Annotated in this window: 30 protein-coding genes; 27 read left to right on the top strand and 3 right to left on the bottom strand. The window is 68.0% G+C overall.

The features are described from left to right. Positions 1 to 11 precede the first annotated feature (11 nt). The 14 genes from CP982_RS07640 (at position 12) to CP982_RS07580 (ending at position 5,672) form a co-directional block, all read left to right on the top strand. Complete coding sequence (locus CP982_RS07640) at positions 12 to 956, top strand: hypothetical protein (protein ID WP_150509816.1); 945 nt, start codon at positions 12 to 14, stop codon at positions 954 to 956. Next, positions 953 to 1,378, top strand: coding sequence for a hypothetical protein (locus CP982_RS07635; RefSeq protein WP_150509815.1), 426 nt, complete (start codon positions 953 to 955; stop codon positions 1,376 to 1,378). The genes CP982_RS07640 and CP982_RS07635 overlap by 4 nt, the downstream gene beginning before the upstream one ends. Before the next feature lie 276 nt (positions 1,379 to 1,654). Then, the gene (locus tag CP982_RS07630; RefSeq protein ID WP_150509814.1) at positions 1,655 to 1,894 is read left to right on the top strand and encodes a hypothetical protein; all 240 of its coding nucleotides are present in this window, start codon (positions 1,655 to 1,657) and stop codon (positions 1,892 to 1,894) included. A gap of 19 nt (positions 1,895 to 1,913) precedes the next feature. Beyond that, complete coding sequence (locus CP982_RS07625) at positions 1,914 to 2,237, top strand: MazG-like family protein (RefSeq protein ID WP_150509813.1); 324 nt, start codon at positions 1,914 to 1,916, stop codon at positions 2,235 to 2,237. Next, entirely contained in the window at positions 2,237 to 2,497 is a 261-nt protein-coding gene (locus CP982_RS07620) for a hypothetical protein (protein WP_150509812.1), read from the top strand. Before CP982_RS07625 ends, CP982_RS07620 begins: the two co-directional genes overlap by 1 nt. Positions 2,498 to 2,509: 12 nt before the next feature. Beyond that, positions 2,510 to 3,172: a hypothetical protein gene (locus CP982_RS07615; protein ID WP_150509811.1), complete on the top strand. Its 663-nt coding sequence runs from the start codon at positions 2,510 to 2,512 to the stop codon at positions 3,170 to 3,172. Positions 3,173 to 3,231: 59 nt separating this feature from the next. Continuing rightward, positions 3,232 to 3,663 carry a hypothetical protein gene (locus CP982_RS07610; RefSeq protein WP_150509810.1) on the top strand — a complete coding sequence of 144 codons (432 nt, stop codon included), beginning with the start codon at positions 3,232 to 3,234 and terminating at the stop codon, positions 3,661 to 3,663. After that, positions 3,660 to 3,848: a hypothetical protein gene (locus CP982_RS07605; RefSeq protein WP_150509809.1), complete on the top strand. Its 189-nt coding sequence runs from the start codon at positions 3,660 to 3,662 to the stop codon at positions 3,846 to 3,848. Before CP982_RS07610 ends, CP982_RS07605 begins: the two co-directional genes overlap by 4 nt. After that, the gene (locus CP982_RS07600) at positions 3,845 to 4,090 is read left to right on the top strand and encodes a hypothetical protein (RefSeq protein WP_150509808.1); all 246 of its coding nucleotides are present in this window, start codon (positions 3,845 to 3,847) and stop codon (positions 4,088 to 4,090) included. The genes CP982_RS07605 and CP982_RS07600 overlap by 4 nt, the downstream gene beginning before the upstream one ends. Continuing rightward, positions 4,087 to 4,254, top strand: coding sequence for a hypothetical protein (locus tag CP982_RS41605; protein ID WP_170316388.1), 168 nt, complete (start codon positions 4,087 to 4,089; stop codon positions 4,252 to 4,254). The genes CP982_RS07600 and CP982_RS41605 overlap by 4 nt, the downstream gene beginning before the upstream one ends. Then, positions 4,254 to 4,505, top strand: a complete 252-nt coding sequence (locus CP982_RS07595) for a LuxR C-terminal-related transcriptional regulator (RefSeq protein ID WP_150509807.1) — start codon at positions 4,254 to 4,256, stop codon at positions 4,503 to 4,505. Before CP982_RS41605 ends, CP982_RS07595 begins: the two co-directional genes overlap by 1 nt. Next, positions 4,502 to 5,182 carry a DUF6085 family protein gene (locus CP982_RS07590; protein ID WP_150509806.1) on the top strand — a complete coding sequence of 227 codons (681 nt, stop codon included), beginning with the start codon at positions 4,502 to 4,504 and terminating at the stop codon, positions 5,180 to 5,182. Before CP982_RS07595 ends, CP982_RS07590 begins: the two co-directional genes overlap by 4 nt. Then, a complete protein-coding gene (locus tag CP982_RS07585; protein WP_150509805.1) occupies positions 5,179 to 5,394 on the top strand; it encodes a hypothetical protein in 216 nt (71 codons plus the stop codon). The genes CP982_RS07590 and CP982_RS07585 overlap by 4 nt, the downstream gene beginning before the upstream one ends. Continuing rightward, positions 5,391 to 5,672, top strand: a complete 282-nt coding sequence (locus tag CP982_RS07580) for a hypothetical protein (protein WP_150509804.1) — start codon at positions 5,391 to 5,393, stop codon at positions 5,670 to 5,672. The genes CP982_RS07585 and CP982_RS07580 overlap by 4 nt, the downstream gene beginning before the upstream one ends. Here CP982_RS07580 and CP982_RS07575 read toward each other — a convergent pair. Further along, complete coding sequence (locus CP982_RS07575; RefSeq protein ID WP_150509803.1) at positions 5,669 to 5,851, bottom strand: hypothetical protein; 183 nt, start codon at positions 5,849 to 5,851, stop codon at positions 5,669 to 5,671. The two genes, CP982_RS07580 and CP982_RS07575, sit on opposite strands and share 4 nt — an antisense overlap. A 109-nt stretch (positions 5,852 to 5,960) precedes the next feature. Between CP982_RS07575 and CP982_RS07570 the strand changes: the two genes are divergently transcribed. The 3 genes from CP982_RS07570 to CP982_RS07560 all read left to right on the top strand — a co-directional run bounded on the left by CP982_RS07570 (position 5,961) and on the right by CP982_RS07560 (position 6,988). Further along, a complete protein-coding gene (locus CP982_RS07570) occupies positions 5,961 to 6,161 on the top strand; it encodes a hypothetical protein (RefSeq protein WP_150509802.1) in 201 nt (66 codons plus the stop codon). 15 nt (positions 6,162 to 6,176) lie between these two features. Beyond that, the gene (locus CP982_RS07565; RefSeq protein ID WP_150509801.1) at positions 6,177 to 6,446 is read left to right on the top strand and encodes a hypothetical protein; all 270 of its coding nucleotides are present in this window, start codon (positions 6,177 to 6,179) and stop codon (positions 6,444 to 6,446) included. 68 nt (positions 6,447 to 6,514) lie between these two features. Beyond that, positions 6,515 to 6,988 (top strand): hypothetical protein, encoded by a 474-nt coding sequence (locus CP982_RS07560; protein ID WP_150509800.1) that lies wholly within the window; start codon positions 6,515 to 6,517, stop codon positions 6,986 to 6,988. 101 nt (positions 6,989 to 7,089) lie between these two features. Here CP982_RS07560 and CP982_RS07555 read toward each other — a convergent pair whose 3' ends face one another. Further along, positions 7,090 to 7,563: a DUF6907 domain-containing protein gene (locus CP982_RS07555; RefSeq protein ID WP_150509799.1), complete on the bottom strand. Its 474-nt coding sequence runs from the start codon at positions 7,561 to 7,563 to the stop codon at positions 7,090 to 7,092. Positions 7,564 to 8,606: 1,043 nt separating this feature from the next. Then, entirely contained in the window at positions 8,607 to 9,542 is a 936-nt protein-coding gene (locus CP982_RS07550; RefSeq protein WP_150509798.1) for a GntR family transcriptional regulator, read from the bottom strand. Between the two features lie 178 nt (positions 9,543 to 9,720). Here CP982_RS07550 and CP982_RS07545 point away from each other — a divergent pair, with 178 nt between their 5' ends. The 10 genes from CP982_RS07545 to CP982_RS07505 all read left to right on the top strand — a co-directional run bounded on the left by CP982_RS07545 (position 9,721) and on the right by CP982_RS07505 (position 13,909). Continuing rightward, a complete protein-coding gene (locus CP982_RS07545; protein ID WP_150509797.1) occupies positions 9,721 to 10,476 on the top strand; it encodes a GntR family transcriptional regulator in 756 nt (251 codons plus the stop codon). A gap of 145 nt (positions 10,477 to 10,621) precedes the next feature. Beyond that, positions 10,622 to 10,891 (top strand): helix-turn-helix domain-containing protein, encoded by a 270-nt coding sequence (locus CP982_RS07540; RefSeq protein WP_150509796.1) that lies wholly within the window; start codon positions 10,622 to 10,624, stop codon positions 10,889 to 10,891. 140 nt (positions 10,892 to 11,031) lie between these two features. Continuing rightward, positions 11,032 to 11,280, top strand: a complete 249-nt coding sequence (locus tag CP982_RS42090) for a hypothetical protein (RefSeq protein WP_229879496.1) — start codon at positions 11,032 to 11,034, stop codon at positions 11,278 to 11,280. Further along, positions 11,280 to 11,645: a hypothetical protein gene (locus CP982_RS07530; RefSeq protein ID WP_150509794.1), complete on the top strand. Its 366-nt coding sequence runs from the start codon at positions 11,280 to 11,282 to the stop codon at positions 11,643 to 11,645. Before CP982_RS42090 ends, CP982_RS07530 begins: the two co-directional genes overlap by 1 nt. Then, entirely contained in the window at positions 11,642 to 11,878 is a 237-nt protein-coding gene (locus tag CP982_RS07525) for a hypothetical protein (protein ID WP_150509793.1), read from the top strand. Before CP982_RS07530 ends, CP982_RS07525 begins: the two co-directional genes overlap by 4 nt. Positions 11,879 to 11,939: 61 nt before the next feature. After that, positions 11,940 to 12,326: a hypothetical protein gene (locus CP982_RS07520; protein WP_150509792.1), complete on the top strand. Its 387-nt coding sequence runs from the start codon at positions 11,940 to 11,942 to the stop codon at positions 12,324 to 12,326. A gap of 295 nt (positions 12,327 to 12,621) precedes the next feature. Then, the gene (locus CP982_RS07515; RefSeq protein WP_150509791.1) at positions 12,622 to 12,873 is read left to right on the top strand and encodes a hypothetical protein; all 252 of its coding nucleotides are present in this window, start codon (positions 12,622 to 12,624) and stop codon (positions 12,871 to 12,873) included. 79 nt (positions 12,874 to 12,952) lie between these two features. After that, the gene (locus CP982_RS07510; protein ID WP_150509790.1) at positions 12,953 to 13,372 is read left to right on the top strand and encodes an NUDIX domain-containing protein; all 420 of its coding nucleotides are present in this window, start codon (positions 12,953 to 12,955) and stop codon (positions 13,370 to 13,372) included. Between the two features lie 41 nt (positions 13,373 to 13,413). Beyond that, the gene (locus CP982_RS41595; RefSeq protein ID WP_170316387.1) at positions 13,414 to 13,560 is read left to right on the top strand and encodes a hypothetical protein; all 147 of its coding nucleotides are present in this window, start codon (positions 13,414 to 13,416) and stop codon (positions 13,558 to 13,560) included. A 160-nt stretch (positions 13,561 to 13,720) separates the two neighbouring features. After that, positions 13,721 to 13,909, top strand: a complete 189-nt coding sequence (locus tag CP982_RS07505) for a hypothetical protein (RefSeq protein WP_150509789.1) — start codon at positions 13,721 to 13,723, stop codon at positions 13,907 to 13,909. Positions 13,910 to 13,949: the final 40 nt, after the last annotated feature.

Here is a 13,949-nt window from a genome sequence, read left to right as displayed (position 1 = left end):
AGGAGTTGACCATGAGCCGACCGCCTGTCCCCGAAGGCTGGGAGTTCCGCCTTTCCCACGACCGCCGCTACTTCGCGTTCTACGACCCTGGCAACGGGCCCTGGTTCGTACCCGAGCCGAGCATGCGCGGACGGTTCGTCGACAGCGCGGAGATGAACAGCTTGGACTGGTACCGGTACATCCCGGAGCAGGAGCAGCCGCCCGTCGCCGCGCCGTCCGCGCCCGCTGACAGCGTCACGCTCACCCGCGGCCAGCTCGCCGCGCTCCTCGCCCACCACGCCGACGTACTCGCCGCACGCTGGCACGCCGTCGCCCCCGGCGCCGGGGCGTGGGAGGTCGCCGCCGCGTACTCGCTGCGCGGCCATGCCGCCGAGCTGACCGCCGACGAGGAGACGCCCGCAGTACGCGAGCTGCTCGTCTCGGTCCTCACGTTCAACGCTGAGCAGCAGCCCGCTGCCGTGCCGCCCGTGCTCGCCGACGCCGAGCGCCGCGACCGGTACGCGACGGCGATCCGGCAGGCGGGCGATACCGCCTACGGAAACCGCCCGTTCTACGAGGCGATCACCGACGCTGTGATCGCGGTGGCGGATGCCGAGCAGGCCGGCCTCCGCGCTCGGATCACCGAGCTGAAGCAGCGGGCTGATCGTTCCGAGAAGATCCGCGAGAACGCGGACTTCCACCTCGGCCAGGAGATGGCCCGCCGCCAGCGCGCGGAGAAGGAGACCACGCGACTCCGCGCCGAGCGGGCTGCCGTGCTGCGCGAAGCCGCCGACGTGATCGAGGGCATCGACTTCCACCCAAACGCGATCGTCCGCTCCCTCGACGTTGCCGCCGGACTCGCCCACCGCCTCCGCCGCATGGCCGACGAGGCGCAGCCAGCGTGCACCTGCGGCCCCGACGAAGCCTGCGGAGACCCGTGCAACTACGAGGCGCAGCAGGCAGGAGACAGCCGATGATCCGCGAGGACAAGTTCCTGATCTCCCGCAAGCCGTTCGCCGTCGACCTGCCTACCGTCACCGGAACCCAGCATCCGCGAGGCGACCGCTACGCCTTCAGTGGCACCGCTGACGCTCTCTGGTTCCGGCGCCAGAACGGTGTCACCCGGGCATGCATCGGCACGCTCAAGCTGTGGAGCCACTACCTCCCCAAGCCCATCAACCTCGACGACCCGCACAACATCCTCGCCGCCGACCTCGATGGCCGGTACGGCGGCGACTGCCAAGGGCGTTGGGATGGCGTCCGGTACTGGGGTGCTCAGGAACCCGAGGTGCAGGAGCAGCACCTCGCCATCCTCCGGCAGATGCTCAACCACTACCCGGCCCTGCCCGCCGGCTACGACGGCTGGTGGACGTTTCAGACCCCGAAGGGGCCGTCGTGATCGGCGAGGCCTTGAGCACGGCGTTCCTCCTGCTCCGCGCCCTCGTGGTCTGGGTGGTCCTCGGCGCTGCCGCGGTCGCGCTCCTCATCGCCGCCGCTACCGCTCTCGTCTCGAAGCTCACCTCGTGGGCATGGGGTGCCCCCAGGAACGGCTCCAGGCGCCCTTCCTGGGTCCGTGGGTGCTTCCGGGCGGCATTCCTCGCCCGGCGCGTCACGAGAGCCTCAGACGGGCGCACAGCGCCTCGACCCCATCCTGCATCCCGAAAGGCCCACGCTCGTGGCTGACTTCACCACCGAGACGATCACCCGCACCGTGCACCGCTGGCTCATCTCCGCCGCCGAACCCTGGGGTGCGGCAGCAGCCGAGATCGGCAAAACCTGGGCCGCCGCCGAACGCGCATACCGCCAGCACCACGACATCCCCCAGGACCAGGCGCTCCACGACGACGCCCTGCGCTTCCACACCCGCGACGACCAGATCGTCATCGAATACATCACCGAAACCCCCACCAACTAGACCATCCCGGAGGAACCTGATGCTCACTCCCGACCAGTGGACGACGATCAAGCGGCTTGTCGCCTGGCTCGACAGCGAGAACGGACGCAGCCAGGAGGAGATCGGCCTGCGCGTCCTCAAGCTCACCGAAGAGACCGGCGAAGTCGCGCAGGCGTGGATCGGCGTGCAAGGCCAGAACCCCCGCAAGGGGATCACGCACACGATCACTGACGTGCAGGACGAACTCTGCGACGTGATCGTCACCGCCGCCGTCGCCCTCGCCTCGATCACCGGCACCCCCGAAGACGTCCTCGACCAGAAGCTCGCGAAGATCGCCGCACGGGCGCAGGCGGTGAACGCCTGATGCCCCGCCTGATCCGGGCCCGCGACATCGACGCCGTCCTCGCCCCGTACCCGCACTCCGAATGGGTCGGCGACGACTGGATCCCCGGCTGGCGCACCGCCCAGGACGGCCGTCGGCAGGTCAACGTCTTCCACGACGGGCCTGGCGAGACCGACGGCCTCGAAAAGTACCGGCTCGAACTGCAGGCCGCCGGTTATTGCGTGATTCCCGACCAGCAGCTCGGCGGCGGACGACGCCGACTCCACATCACCCACACCTGACCAGGAGGAACCGTGACCACGCCACCGCCCCACAGCGAGTACATCGACGCCGTCGTCAAAGCCTGCACCCAGCAGGAGATCCCGCCATCCGACATGTGGATCGAAGACGACAGTCTGGACCGCTACCGCGACGACGAGCACTCAGGCGTCGCCTGCATGCTCAGCGCCATCCTCGAATGGGACGCCGACCACCCCGCCGTCGACCGGCACGTCCACCGGCACGGCATCACCCTCGTGTGGGAGCACCCCGCGCAGCATTGGATGTGGGCTGCCCGGAAAGCGTCCGGCGCGCTACTCCGCGACCCCGAGCCCCTTCAGGCGCTGCCCCGGTGGGCCGAGCCGCTCCTGCTGCCCCGTGTCGTTGGGTGCCTCGCCAAGGGCTACCGAGTGAGGTTCGAACCGGCGCAGCTGTGGCCCGAGCATGCGGCAGCGCAAGCCGCAGTCGACGCATGGGAAGCCGCCGAGATCAGCGGCCAGCCCGTCCCGGCCCGACCTGCCCCAGACACGCTCCTGATCTACCGCACGAACCCCAAAGACCCGGGCGAAAAGGTGTTCGCGCAGCTGAGCAGCCGCCTTCCCGACGGTGCTGTGAGCGTCCTCTGCGAAGACGGCCGGCTCATCACAGTGCCGGTACACCATCTCACCGACGCTACGGCCGACGACGCCACGAAGTAGCCCACCCGGGGCGGTGGTTCCGGCCGCCGCCCCACCCTGAACCGCAAGGAGTAGTAGACATGACCACAACCGCTGGCGAACTCCGCGCCGAAGCCCGAACACTCCGGGGCCTCGCTGACGCCGCCAACCCCCGGGGCGACGGCCACTGGTTTGCCCGCTGCGACTTCCCCAACAGCCGGTTCCCCGGGTCTCAGTGGCGCACCCGCGCCCGGCTCTGGACCACCCGATGGGGGCAGCTTTTGGGCGCCCATGCCAAGGGAACAGACGCCTTTGCTTACGTCGATCAGCAGGTCGGCATCTACATCGCAGTAATGAACCCGGCAGTAGGGCTCGCCCTGGCCGACCTGCTGGACCGCACCGCAGATCACTGTGCCGAGAACCTCCCCTGCTGCGCCGACGGCGTGGAGTGCCCGACCGTGGAGCCGGTGCTGGACCTGATTGCCGCGCTGCGAAAGGCCAGGGCCCTGACTGCGAACGGCGGACCGTCGTGACCGAGCGCCCCACCCCGGTGTATCTCGACGCGCAGACTGCCGAGATCCTCGCCCGCTGCTACCGCGGCCAGGCCAAGCGCGACGTGATCGCCCGCGCCGTGCGGCTCCTCGCCGCCGCCGACGGCCACCTCGACCCCAGCGGACGCATCAAGACCGGCCGCGAAACCCGCAGGAGCCCCCAATGACCGAACCGCCCGAGCAGCCGCGCCGCCTGGTGGTCGACCGGGGCGGCCGCGTCACCGCCGTCCCCGCCAGGCCGGGCCGCCCGAACGCCCGCCGCTACCTCACCCCCGCAGCCGAGCAGATCATCGCCCACTGCTACCCGGGCCAGGTGATCGCCGTCGTCATCGAACGCGCCCTCCGCCACATGGCCATCGCCGACGGACTACTCAAACCCAAACCGAAGAACCCCAGGAGCCAGCCGTGACCACGTACTGGGCGGCCCAGGACCCCGCGATAGAACCCTGCGACACCAGCGGCATCGAAGGCCCGCTCGTCGACCTCGACCTGGACGCCACCCGGCAAGGGCGGGCCACCGACGGCGACGTCCTCACCGCCCAGACCGTGATCGTGGCGGGGGAGTGTCTCTGATGCCCCGCAACCCGCACGCTCCGCTGAGCCCCGGACAGGCGGCGGCGCTCCGCCTCGCCGCATCCGGCTACACCAGCCGCCAGATCGCGCTCCGCCTCGGTGCCACCGAGCAGGGAATCCACCTGCGCCTCAGAGCGGCAGCCATCCACCTCGGCGCCCGCTCCCGCACCCATGCCGTCGTCATCGCACTCAGGCGCGGCCTCATCAACCCCGACGACATCGAGTACCCCACCCAGGAGACCGCCGCATGACCGACCACTCAACGCCCCCGCAGACGGCCCCAGACGGGCCTGAGAGCGTCCCGCAGCCCCGTCACGGCGCCGCGCGGCCACCGGACGCCCCGGAGGCGCCACAGGCGCCCTCGGGCGGCTTCTTCGTCTTCGTCGACCCGGACGCCCCGCCCCTCACGCTCGTCGTCAATCCGTCCGGGCAGCGCACGGCAGCAGGCAGCAACGGTCCGTCGCCCGTCCACCCGCGTGTCCAGGGCCGCTGCCCCGCCTGCCGCGGCGCCAGCCTGTTCCTCGGCACCGGCGGACACGTCACCTGCTCCCGCAGCGACTGCCCCAACCCCTGCGCCGCCGACGACCTCCTCCACGGAAGCCCCGACGTGGCCACCCTCACCGCCCGTCTCCGCGTAGCCACCACTGAACTCGCCCGCCTCGGAGAGGGCGAGGAGAAGCCCGCGCGCGAGAACTCGTTCCCCACACCCGGCGAGTGGATCTGGCGGTGGAACCGGGCCACCCCGGCCACACGGCTGAGCGTGATAGCCCAGCTCCTCGACGCAGCACGCCACATGCGCCAATGCGACCAGCCCGCCCCGGCAGCGACCGAAGCGACCAAGGCTCCGCCATACGACGGCCCCACCGTCGCCGAAGCCGCCGCCGAGGATCGCCGCTGGTGGAACAGCGAAAAGGACGGAGAACGATGAGCTACGCCTGGTGCTTCAGCCACGGCAGTCTTCACCACTTCGAACGCAGGGGAGAGCCGTGGTGCACCGCAACCTGGACGTGGCTTGACGGGGCAACGGAAGACGAGGCACTAGCGGATAAGATCAGCCGCTACAGCGGTGCGCGCTTCCTCCATGAACTCCCGGACGATCAGCAACTTCAGCTCATCCTCGGCCCCGAGGAGGGATCATGACCGGCTCGACGCCACCCCCGCCCGGCGACACCCGCGAGCAACTCCCCGACCACCTGCTCGCGTTGATCGATGTTCCGCTGTACGTGTCGACCGCCTGCGAAGCCGCCGACCGCCTGACCGAAGCGATCACCGTCCATCCGGGCCACGCCGATGAACTGCGGCAATGGTCCGACCGCATGCACGCCCGCTGCCGGATCAACAACAAGTACACCGGCCAGCTGTGCCGCTACCCCTGCCACCTGCGTGCAGATACTGCACACGCCCTTGACAGCCGCTAGTCCCGTGACGGCACCCGGGCGGCCAGCACTGACGCAAGATCCCCCGCCCAGCGGCGATCCACCGGCCTGCCCGCTGCGACCAAGGCGAGGGCTTCGACGATGTCCTGCGCCTCCGACAGCGTGACCAGGGGCAGGAGCAGGCCGTCGTCCGGGGCCGGGCCGGTGATCGCATCATCCACGCAGAGACCAACCCGCCGGGAAGCCGGACAGTTACGGGCGACCTGAACCCCACGGCGATATCACGGTGATATCGTCGGCCAGAGGACAGTCCCCGCGCCGGAGGCCGTGATGACCGCACCCGCATGGACGGCAGACGAACTCGCCGACCTCGAAGAAACCATCACCGCCGCCCGCGAAACCGGCAACGAAGAACTCGCCGCCCACTGGGAAAACATCCGCGACGGCCGCACCCCCACCCGCGACTGGGAAGAACTCCGCGTCGACCTCTACGCAAAGAACGGAATCGACGTCAGCCCCAGCGCCGCCTAGCTAGGCTCGGCAACCATGCCGCCCAAGCACAGCCGCTCCGGCGCCCGCATCATCTTCGGGCCCGTCGCCGTCGAACAGGCCGCCGACTTCACCCCCGCCGAAGAGATCGCCGTCGACCGCGCACTCTCCGCGATCGCCGCAAACCCCCTCATCGGCACCCTGCGCCCCAAAACAGAACACGGCGGCATCATGTGGGAATACCGGGCACCCGGCACCAGTGTCCGCATCATCTACACCATGACCGTCCGCCGCACCATCATCACTGTGGCGTACTTCGAAGCCTGACACCCGGGCTCCACTCGCGATCTCCGCTACCCGGAGAGACCCTGAAGAGGGGTGGCAGGAGCGCCGCCATGCGAGCAGAAGTCACCATGGGCATCATCGCCCTCGGAATCGCCGCCCTCGGTTTGATCTTCGGCCTTGCGAGTGCCATGCGAGCCCGCATCAAAGAAGTCGAGGACGTATACCTCCAGCACTACTGGGAGATCCTCGATCGGCTACCCTCGGCCGCCCTCGTCGGCCAACGGAACCGCAAGACCAGCGACGGGGACCGGCGCGTGGCCCGCCTCTACCTCCGCCTCTGCGAAGACGAACTCCAGCTCCGCGCCAGCGGCTGGGTCAGCAGGTGGACCTGGCCCGGCTGGCGCAACGGCATGCTCACCCAACTCGGCAAGTGGCCTATCGCCGACGAATGGCAACGCATCCGCTGCGGCGACCTCTGGACCACCACCCGCGGCCAATACACCCACCTGCGGAAACTCGACGCAGACCCGGGATACGACCCCCTCAACGTTCGATGGATCACCAAGGCGTGGCGCAGGCTCTGACCCCCGCCCCCACGCCGACCACACGACACAGCCGAACAGACGCCCTGACGCGACAGCACCCCCGCAGCCAGTCAGCTGCGGGGGCGCTCCCGTGCCCACAATCAGACGCCGGCGACAGCCCCGCCGGCCCGACGCGCCAGCCGAGCCTGCTCCCGCACTGCCAGGCCCAACGCGATCAGACCGTCCGCCGCCACATCCGCCACGGCCGGCGTGAGAAACGCATCGAGCGGATCGTCCGAGCTCACCACCACATGCGGCGACCGCAAACGCGAGTCGTCACTGTGCGGATCCGCGTGCACCCGCACGTCGACCTCGAGGACCTTCACACCCGGCAGCAGGAACGAACCGACGGACCACGCCACCGGGACGCCGTAATGATCTACATCTGCGACGTCGACCTCACGAACCGACGCATGATCCACCACACACCAGTCAGGACACGGCAGCCACACATGCGACGCCGCACCAGGACGGCCAATCAACGCCGGAACCAGACGGTAGCCCGGCGGAACCGACGGAGCGGCCGACGGAGGCGGCACCGGGGGAGCGGCGCCAAGCTCAGGCGCTACAGTCATGGGTAGAGCTCCTCTCATGCAAGGGTCGAGTCTCTTGATCAGCGAGTTCGCAGCTCGCTGGTTATCGACGGCCGGAGCGGGTGATGACCGCTCCGGCCGTCAGCTTTCCTACCGCCTGCCGCCGCCGCGAGAGCAACGCGCACCACAAACCGTGAAACCCATGAACGCGGCCACCGAAAGCTAGCGCGGACCTCAAATCAACTCCACTCAAACAAGCGGCGAAAAGTCGACAAACAGCACCCCGCGGCAGGCGAACCCGCAGGCCAACGCTCCACACGCTGTCAAGCGAAGAACTCCCGATCTGGTAGCCCCAGGCGCCCTGGGCCAGCGAATAGATCCACCCCACTGAAAACCGGACCGCCCCGCCGAACCCCGCACCCGAGCCTCCCTCCCCGCCGCCCCCGCCACCAGACGACAGGACTGGACAAGCACGACTGTCCAGATGCAGCGGCCGACGGAAGTCCGCGCACCGCGTTCCCAGGAACCTACCTGGACGGCGGGAACGAGACACCGGGCCAGCGCGAGATCCAGAAGACGCCACCGTGTGCTCAAGGTGTAGCCAGAGCGTCGCCAAACTGCACAGGTGAGAGCGTGCATACACGAGATCCAAAACGCCCCCACCTCCCCACACTTACTGATGCTGGGCACCCCGGTGGCCGACCTGCAGACCCCAGAAAATCTGGCCCGAAGATGGCCGGAACCCATGCCCTCCCGAACGACACTACGACCACCCAAAAGCTGGCCGATGAAAACCGGCACCCACCCCAACCGAGAAGACCCGACGAAACCCGAAAGGGCTCGGCGAAACTCGAATAGACCAGACGCGCAACGTCAGCAGCGGACCGGGCAGGATGTCCGGAACTCGGCCACCAGCCAGACGCTACGACCCGGTCGGCGCGCCATCGCGAGAACCAGACGGCGGACGTCAGGCCCCTGAACTGCGGTGAGTCCGACTTGCCCGAAGCAGTAGGATCTGACGCGCGCCCCACGGAGTGCGCGGGACACCGGCGGCCAACAGCGGAAGCGGCCGGAAGACGTCAGGGCTACTGCGGATCGATCGGCGTGCGGTACTGCCGGATGCACAGGTTTCCGGGCTCGATGAGGCTCTGGACCTCAAGCACTTGCCCGTCGTCGTCGAGTACCTGCCGGAAGACGTTCATTACAGGGACCTCCTCGGGGAGTTGAAGGGCGAGCACCTCAGCGGTTGTCGGCGGCCGGACGGAGACTTGATCCAGCAGTTCCGCCGGAACTCCGAGGGCGTCTTGCAGGCGCCGATATGTGGAGACGGTGCGTATCGGTCGGCCGTCTACCTGGACGAGCGTCTCCTGCCGCTGGACGGGTTCGCCTTCTCCGACTGCCAGGGCGCGAGCCACGCGGCGCGGAGGAGTGACCTCGGCGCTGGAGATCTCGGTTTCGACGTGCTGGGTCTCGTCGTCAAGGTGCTGAGGGGCAGGTGAAGTTACGTAGACGGCTGATCCGGAGCGGCCAACGGCGAACCCTTCATCCTTCAGGATGCGGAGACCGCGTTGAATGGTGACGTTTGAGGTCCGAAACTGGGTGATCAGGTGTTGCGTGGACGGAATCCGGGAGCCGACGGGCATATCGCCAGCCATGATCAGCGGTCGGATCTCAGCAGCCATGCGCTGGGCCACGTTGCGACTGTCCTTTGATACCGCCGCAGGTTGCGGCCGCAGCGGCTCGTCACGGACGGCGGGCAGGAGGGCGAGCACTGCTGAGATGTTGTGGGTGTGATTGTGGAGCGGCTGCTGCTGCCTGATGGCTTCGACCTCGGCTTCGGCGGCCTGCTCCCTGGTGTCGAACCATTCGAAGTCGCGTGTCGCGACCTCGGGCCACCAGGGCTTGTCGGCTGCGTGAGCCTTCATGCGCATCTTCGGCGCACCGCTGATCCCGACGTACAGCAGTCGGTCGTCGACGTCGTAGAGACGATAGAGCGCGGTGCGCTCAGGGGGTTCGGGCATGGGGATCCCTTCGTTCGGCCGCGACTTAACGCACAGCAGCGCGGCGACTACAGCGACCGTAGCGCTCTAGAGCAATCGAAGCTAGGAGTCTGCGCCGATTTCCACAAAGAGGCCCCTGACCTGCCGTGAGGTGTAGCGGGTAGCGTTGCTCTGGAGGAATCCATCCCGAGGAGGTCACGTGCCGCGCAAGCCCGGCGAGCCACTGAAGTACCGGCAGATCGCCGACGAACTGCGAGGCCGCATCGATGCGGGGGAGTTCGCTGACGGCGACAAGCTGCCCCCTGAGCGAAGCCTTGCGGAGGAGTACGGCGTCGCGCCTGGCACCGTTCGGCAGGCGCTCGGAGTGCTTCGTGATGAAGGTGTTACTGAGTCTCGGGTTGGTTCTGGTGTCTATATCCGCAGGTGGCGCCCCATCGTTCGCAACGCGCTGCGTCGACTCTCCGGTGAGCAGTGGGGTGAAGGTAAATCGATTTGGGATGTCGATGTGGAGAACCGGCGCCTGGAGCCGGTGGATGTACAGATCGAGCAGGCTCCGGTGTCCGCGGACGTAGCCCGCACTCTTGACCTCGAAGAGGGTGATCTTGTCTGGCGCCGCAACCGCAAGTACTTGGTTGACGGTGTTCCCGTGATTCGATCGACCTCGTACATTCCCGAAGACCTTGCTCGTGGAACCAGGATCACCCAAGTCGATTCTGGGCCTGGTGGCACTTACGCGAGGCTCCGGGAGGCCGGTCATGGCCCCGTGCGCTTCCGGGAGGAACTGCGCTGCCGCATGCCTTCGGCGGCAGAGTCGGAGGACCTGGGGCTCGCTGCAGCTACGCCGGTTGTCGAGATCTGCCGCACTGCCTATGAGGTGACGGGTCGTGTCGTAGAGGTCAACCGTATGGTTTTGGACGCCTCGAAGTACCTGCTGGTCTACGACTTCCCGGCCTGACCTGCGTAGTCAAGCCCCCGCCCTTACGGGTGGGGGCTTTCTGTATGCTCATTTTCAGCCAAGCGCTCTAGAGAGCTATTGATTGCTCTGAAGCGATCTGGTTCTCTAATGGTGTCCGCCCCAGTCGACCGCAGGGGAGCACCCAGTGACGTCTGCTTCTGCCGCCTCTGTGGGCGGTTACCTGACTACCGGAGAGGTGGCGGCGCGCATTGGTAGCACCCCGCAACATGTGCGCCGCCTGATCGAATCCGGGCATCTCGCCGCGATCAACATCGCTAGGGGGGCGCTTCGCCCCCGCTTCCGCATCTCCCAGTCCGCTATCGACGACTACCTCCGCTCGGCGCGGGTGGTCCCAACGGAAATCCCCGAGTCCGTCCTGGAGGCGGATCTTCCTGCTCATGAGGAGGTGGCCTGATGGCCACGGCAACCCCTGCCCCGCCCGAACCCGCTCTCCGCCCTACTGCTCCGCTTCCTTCTGCTGCGCGTGCTGCTCTGCTCCGTTTGGAGCGTGCTCTGTCGGTTCCGTCGTTGTCGGCTGCTGATGTGGCGGCGCATGTGGCGGCGTCGTATGTCCGTCCGCGGCGCACGGTTCTGGCGTCGTTTCCGGCGGGTGGTCCGCGTGGTTCGTGGCCGGCGGAGGAGTTTGCGCAGCAGCGTCGTCGTGAGGGTGTCGCGGTCGACGTGGTGATGGATCTCGACTCGGACGCGTTCCTGGTCGTGTCGGCTGAGGGTGACGGGAAGTCGAGTTACGAGGTTCTGCTCAAGTCGCGGCGTCCGCGCCCGTACCCGACGGGGGTGGCGTGATGGCTGACATCGTGATCAGGGTGGGTGTGAGTGCGGCCCGTCGTATCGGCCTCGAGGACTTCGTCCTGTACCGGGATCCGGTGAAGCACTTGCTGGGGCAGGCGGGCGCGGAGCGGGTCTGTCAGGTGGAGTGCGCCCAGTTCGAGCTTGTGGAGCTGGTGGATATCGCTTCGGGTGACACCTTCCGGGCGAAGCGCGAGTTTCTGCGGCTGATCCCGGTCGAGTTCATCATGCGGGATATCGATGAGGCGCCGCTGGCTGCGGACTTTCCGGAGCTGGTTCCGGCGGCGGTGGCGTGGCTGCAGCAGCGGTCGGGCGGGCAGTCCCGGCCGGCCGAGCTTCCCTCGGGCGGTGGCCGGCGGTGACGGTGCTGTTCGATGCGGATCACGCGGCGACGGAGCTCGGCGTGAAGCGCCGGTCGCAGACGTCGGTGGGTGAGGTTCGTGACGCGGCGGTGGCGGATCTGTTTGCGGATTTCGCTGCGGCGCGTGAGGCGGGCCGCCCCGACATGGAGGCGCTGGTCCTGGACCACGCTTACGCGCTGGATCCGCTGTTGGTCGATGAGTTGCTGGGTTTCGACTATCCCGCGGCGGCTTGAGTCGGCCGGTCTTCGTTCGGGTCTCTGATCTGCACTTCCCCTGTTGTGAGAGGAGCTTGTCGTGGGCTTGTTCGGCCGTAGGAAGTTCAGCGAGATGCCGACTGCGGAGGAGCGGTACTTCGCCGCGCAGAAGCCGTCGGAGCGGCGGGTGCCTGCGCAGCCTGATGAGGCTGAGCTGGCGTTTCGGGAGCGTAGTGCGCGACGTCGGGAGCGGGAGCGTGCTGCTGCTGAGGAGCGGCGTAAGCAGGTTGTCAGCGCGGGGACGATCCGCCGCCGCGGGAGGACGGTGATCCTCGAGGGCGACTGGAAGCTGGCCACCGACAAGCTGCCCCTCGGTGATCTGAGCGGCCTGACGGCCAGGGGGAGGCTCGGTGATCTGACGGTCAGTGACCTGCATGCGTTGGCGACGAATCACGGGCCGGACTGCAACTGCGGGCGTTTCCGCTGATCCCGCTTGATCGGCCGTGGCGGCGGGTGTGCTCCCCCTCGCCGTCACGGCTCCCAGCCACTGTCTGATCGCGAAGGGGATTTGTGATGCCTCGTTGGACTGTGACTCGCATAGGTGCCGAAGGCCCTGGTGTGGGCGGCCGGTACACGTACAGCGCCCGCGCTGAGAGCGCCAAGGAGGCGGTGGTGAAGACCGCCGCGAAGGCTGACCGGCTGCATCACCGTCTGAATCGGGGCGGGACCGTGCTCGACCCCGAACCGATCAACATCATCCGCATTCGCTGAAGGAGATCGCTATGTCCAAGCCTGCCTGGTTGCAGAGTCAGCTCGATGACCGTGCCCGCACCGCCGATGCTGTCGGTGCTGCTGCCGATCAGATGAATGTGTGTCGCCGTATCGCGGACGGTCTGAACGCGAAGGGCCAGGACCACACTTCGGATCCGTATTGGCAGGCGGCGGTCGGTGAGTCGCATCGGCTCACTGCCGTGGCTGAGGCCGCCGGGATCGACGTGCACGACATCGGCGCTGAGGCCGCTCGCCGCCGCTGATCATCCAAGCCGCCGTGGCGGCGGGTTCATTCCCCCTTCCGCCGCCACGGCTCCCTTCTTCCGATCTTTGAGAGGCGTCATGACCGAGACGTTTGAGGCGATCCGCTTCACCGCTGACGTGGTCGTCACCACGACTGACGGGTATGTCCTGCTGATTGAGCGCGGCTGGGATCCGTTCAAGGGGCAGTGGGCGCTGCCTGGCGGGTACGTCGACCCCGGTGAGACGAGCCGTGCCGCCGCTGCCCGCGAGCTGGCTGAAGAGGCTGGCGTGTACGCGTCCGAGGCGGAGTTGGAGCAGGTCGGCGCGTTCGACCGGCCCGGTCGTGATCCGCGTGGCAGGTACGTCAGCGTCGCCTACCACCTGACCGTCCTGCCCGGCACGGCCATCGAGGCCGGGGACGACGCGACCCGCGCGCAGTGGTGGCCCCTGGGTGACTTGCCGCCGCTGGCGTTCGACCATCCCGAGATCATCGACGCGGCTGTCGCTCCGACTCGCTGAAATCCCTTCACGACCACCCCCGATCCAACAGGAGGCACCCCATGGCCAAGCTCGTCACCATCACCGAATCCGACGGCCGCGTCATCGAGACCACCGTCAGCGACGACGCCACCGCCCGTGAGTACGAGGACCTGCCGTTCCAGGCGCCGCACGTCGCCTCCGTCACGGTTACGAACGCCGACGACTGACTGGCTGCTCGCTGGTCTCGACCGGCGGCGAGGGGAGCGGGTGAGTTCCCTCGCCGCCACGGCTCCAGGCCCCGGTATACGCCGCGATGGTGCTCGTTCGAAGCGGGCCCGGGGCGCGCACGACCCCTATCCGGGATCGATCACTAGACAGGAGAGAGTCATGACCCGTGACTACGGCGGCGAGGACAGTGCCGATGACGAGGTGCACCGGCTGATCGAGGCGCGGGACTACCACCGCACGCGGCAGCTGGAGGCGGAGGGCTCAGGGCTCGCGGAGGTCCACGGGGAGAACGCAGCCCGCTGCCAGGGCCTGGCTGAGGAGAGCATCCGCCGCGGTCGGCAGGGCTGACGTGTCTGCGGCGATTGTGGCTGCGGCCGCTGCTCTGGCG

The sequence above is a fragment of the Streptomyces spectabilis genome (assembly GCF_008704795.1).
Lineage (GTDB): Bacteria > Actinomycetota > Actinomycetes > Streptomycetales > Streptomycetaceae > Streptomyces > Streptomyces spectabilis.
This window is presented reverse-complemented; position numbering and strand designations above follow the sequence as displayed.

Bases quoted from the DNA above. Each gene is read 5' to 3' on its own strand.
- CP982_RS07590 (WP_150509806.1), top strand. From the start codon at position 4,502: ATGACCGACCACTCAACGCCCCCGCAGACGGCCCCAGACGGGCCTGAG.
- CP982_RS07565 (WP_150509801.1), top strand. From the start codon at position 6,177: ATGCCGCCCAAGCACAGCCGCTCCGGCGCCCGCATCATCTTCGGGCCC.
- CP982_RS07530 (WP_150509794.1), top strand. From the start codon at position 11,280: ATGGCTGACATCGTGATCAGGGTGGGTGTGAGTGCGGCCCGTCGTATC.
- CP982_RS41595 (WP_170316387.1), top strand. From the start codon at position 13,414: ATGGCCAAGCTCGTCACCATCACCGAATCCGACGGCCGCGTCATCGAG.
- CP982_RS07550 (WP_150509798.1), bottom strand. From the start codon at position 9,542: ATGCCCGAACCCCCTGAGCGCACCGCGCTCTATCGTCTCTACGACGTC.
- CP982_RS07600 (WP_150509808.1), top strand. From the start codon at position 3,845: ATGACCGAACCGCCCGAGCAGCCGCGCCGCCTGGTGGTCGACCGGGGC.
- CP982_RS07625 (WP_150509813.1), top strand. From the start codon at position 1,914: ATGCTCACTCCCGACCAGTGGACGACGATCAAGCGGCTTGTCGCCTGG.
- CP982_RS07505 (WP_150509789.1), top strand. From the start codon at position 13,721: ATGACCCGTGACTACGGCGGCGAGGACAGTGCCGATGACGAGGTGCAC.
- CP982_RS07555 (WP_150509799.1), bottom strand. From the start codon at position 7,563: ATGACTGTAGCGCCTGAGCTTGGCGCCGCTCCCCCGGTGCCGCCTCCG.
- CP982_RS07585 (WP_150509805.1), top strand. From the start codon at position 5,179: ATGAGCTACGCCTGGTGCTTCAGCCACGGCAGTCTTCACCACTTCGAA.
- CP982_RS07635 (WP_150509815.1), top strand. From the start codon at position 953: ATGATCCGCGAGGACAAGTTCCTGATCTCCCGCAAGCCGTTCGCCGTC.
- CP982_RS07560 (WP_150509800.1), top strand. From the start codon at position 6,515: ATGCGAGCAGAAGTCACCATGGGCATCATCGCCCTCGGAATCGCCGCC.
- CP982_RS07640 (WP_150509816.1), top strand. From the start codon at position 12: ATGAGCCGACCGCCTGTCCCCGAAGGCTGGGAGTTCCGCCTTTCCCAC.
- CP982_RS07570 (WP_150509802.1), top strand. From the start codon at position 5,961: ATGACCGCACCCGCATGGACGGCAGACGAACTCGCCGACCTCGAAGAA.
- CP982_RS07580 (WP_150509804.1), top strand. From the start codon at position 5,391: ATGACCGGCTCGACGCCACCCCCGCCCGGCGACACCCGCGAGCAACTC.
- CP982_RS07515 (WP_150509791.1), top strand. From the start codon at position 12,622: ATGTCCAAGCCTGCCTGGTTGCAGAGTCAGCTCGATGACCGTGCCCGC.
- CP982_RS07510 (WP_150509790.1), top strand. From the start codon at position 12,953: ATGACCGAGACGTTTGAGGCGATCCGCTTCACCGCTGACGTGGTCGTC.
- CP982_RS07610 (WP_150509810.1), top strand. From the start codon at position 3,232: ATGACCACAACCGCTGGCGAACTCCGCGCCGAAGCCCGAACACTCCGG.
- CP982_RS07620 (WP_150509812.1), top strand. From the start codon at position 2,237: ATGCCCCGCCTGATCCGGGCCCGCGACATCGACGCCGTCCTCGCCCCG.
- CP982_RS07595 (WP_150509807.1), top strand. From the start codon at position 4,254: ATGCCCCGCAACCCGCACGCTCCGCTGAGCCCCGGACAGGCGGCGGCG.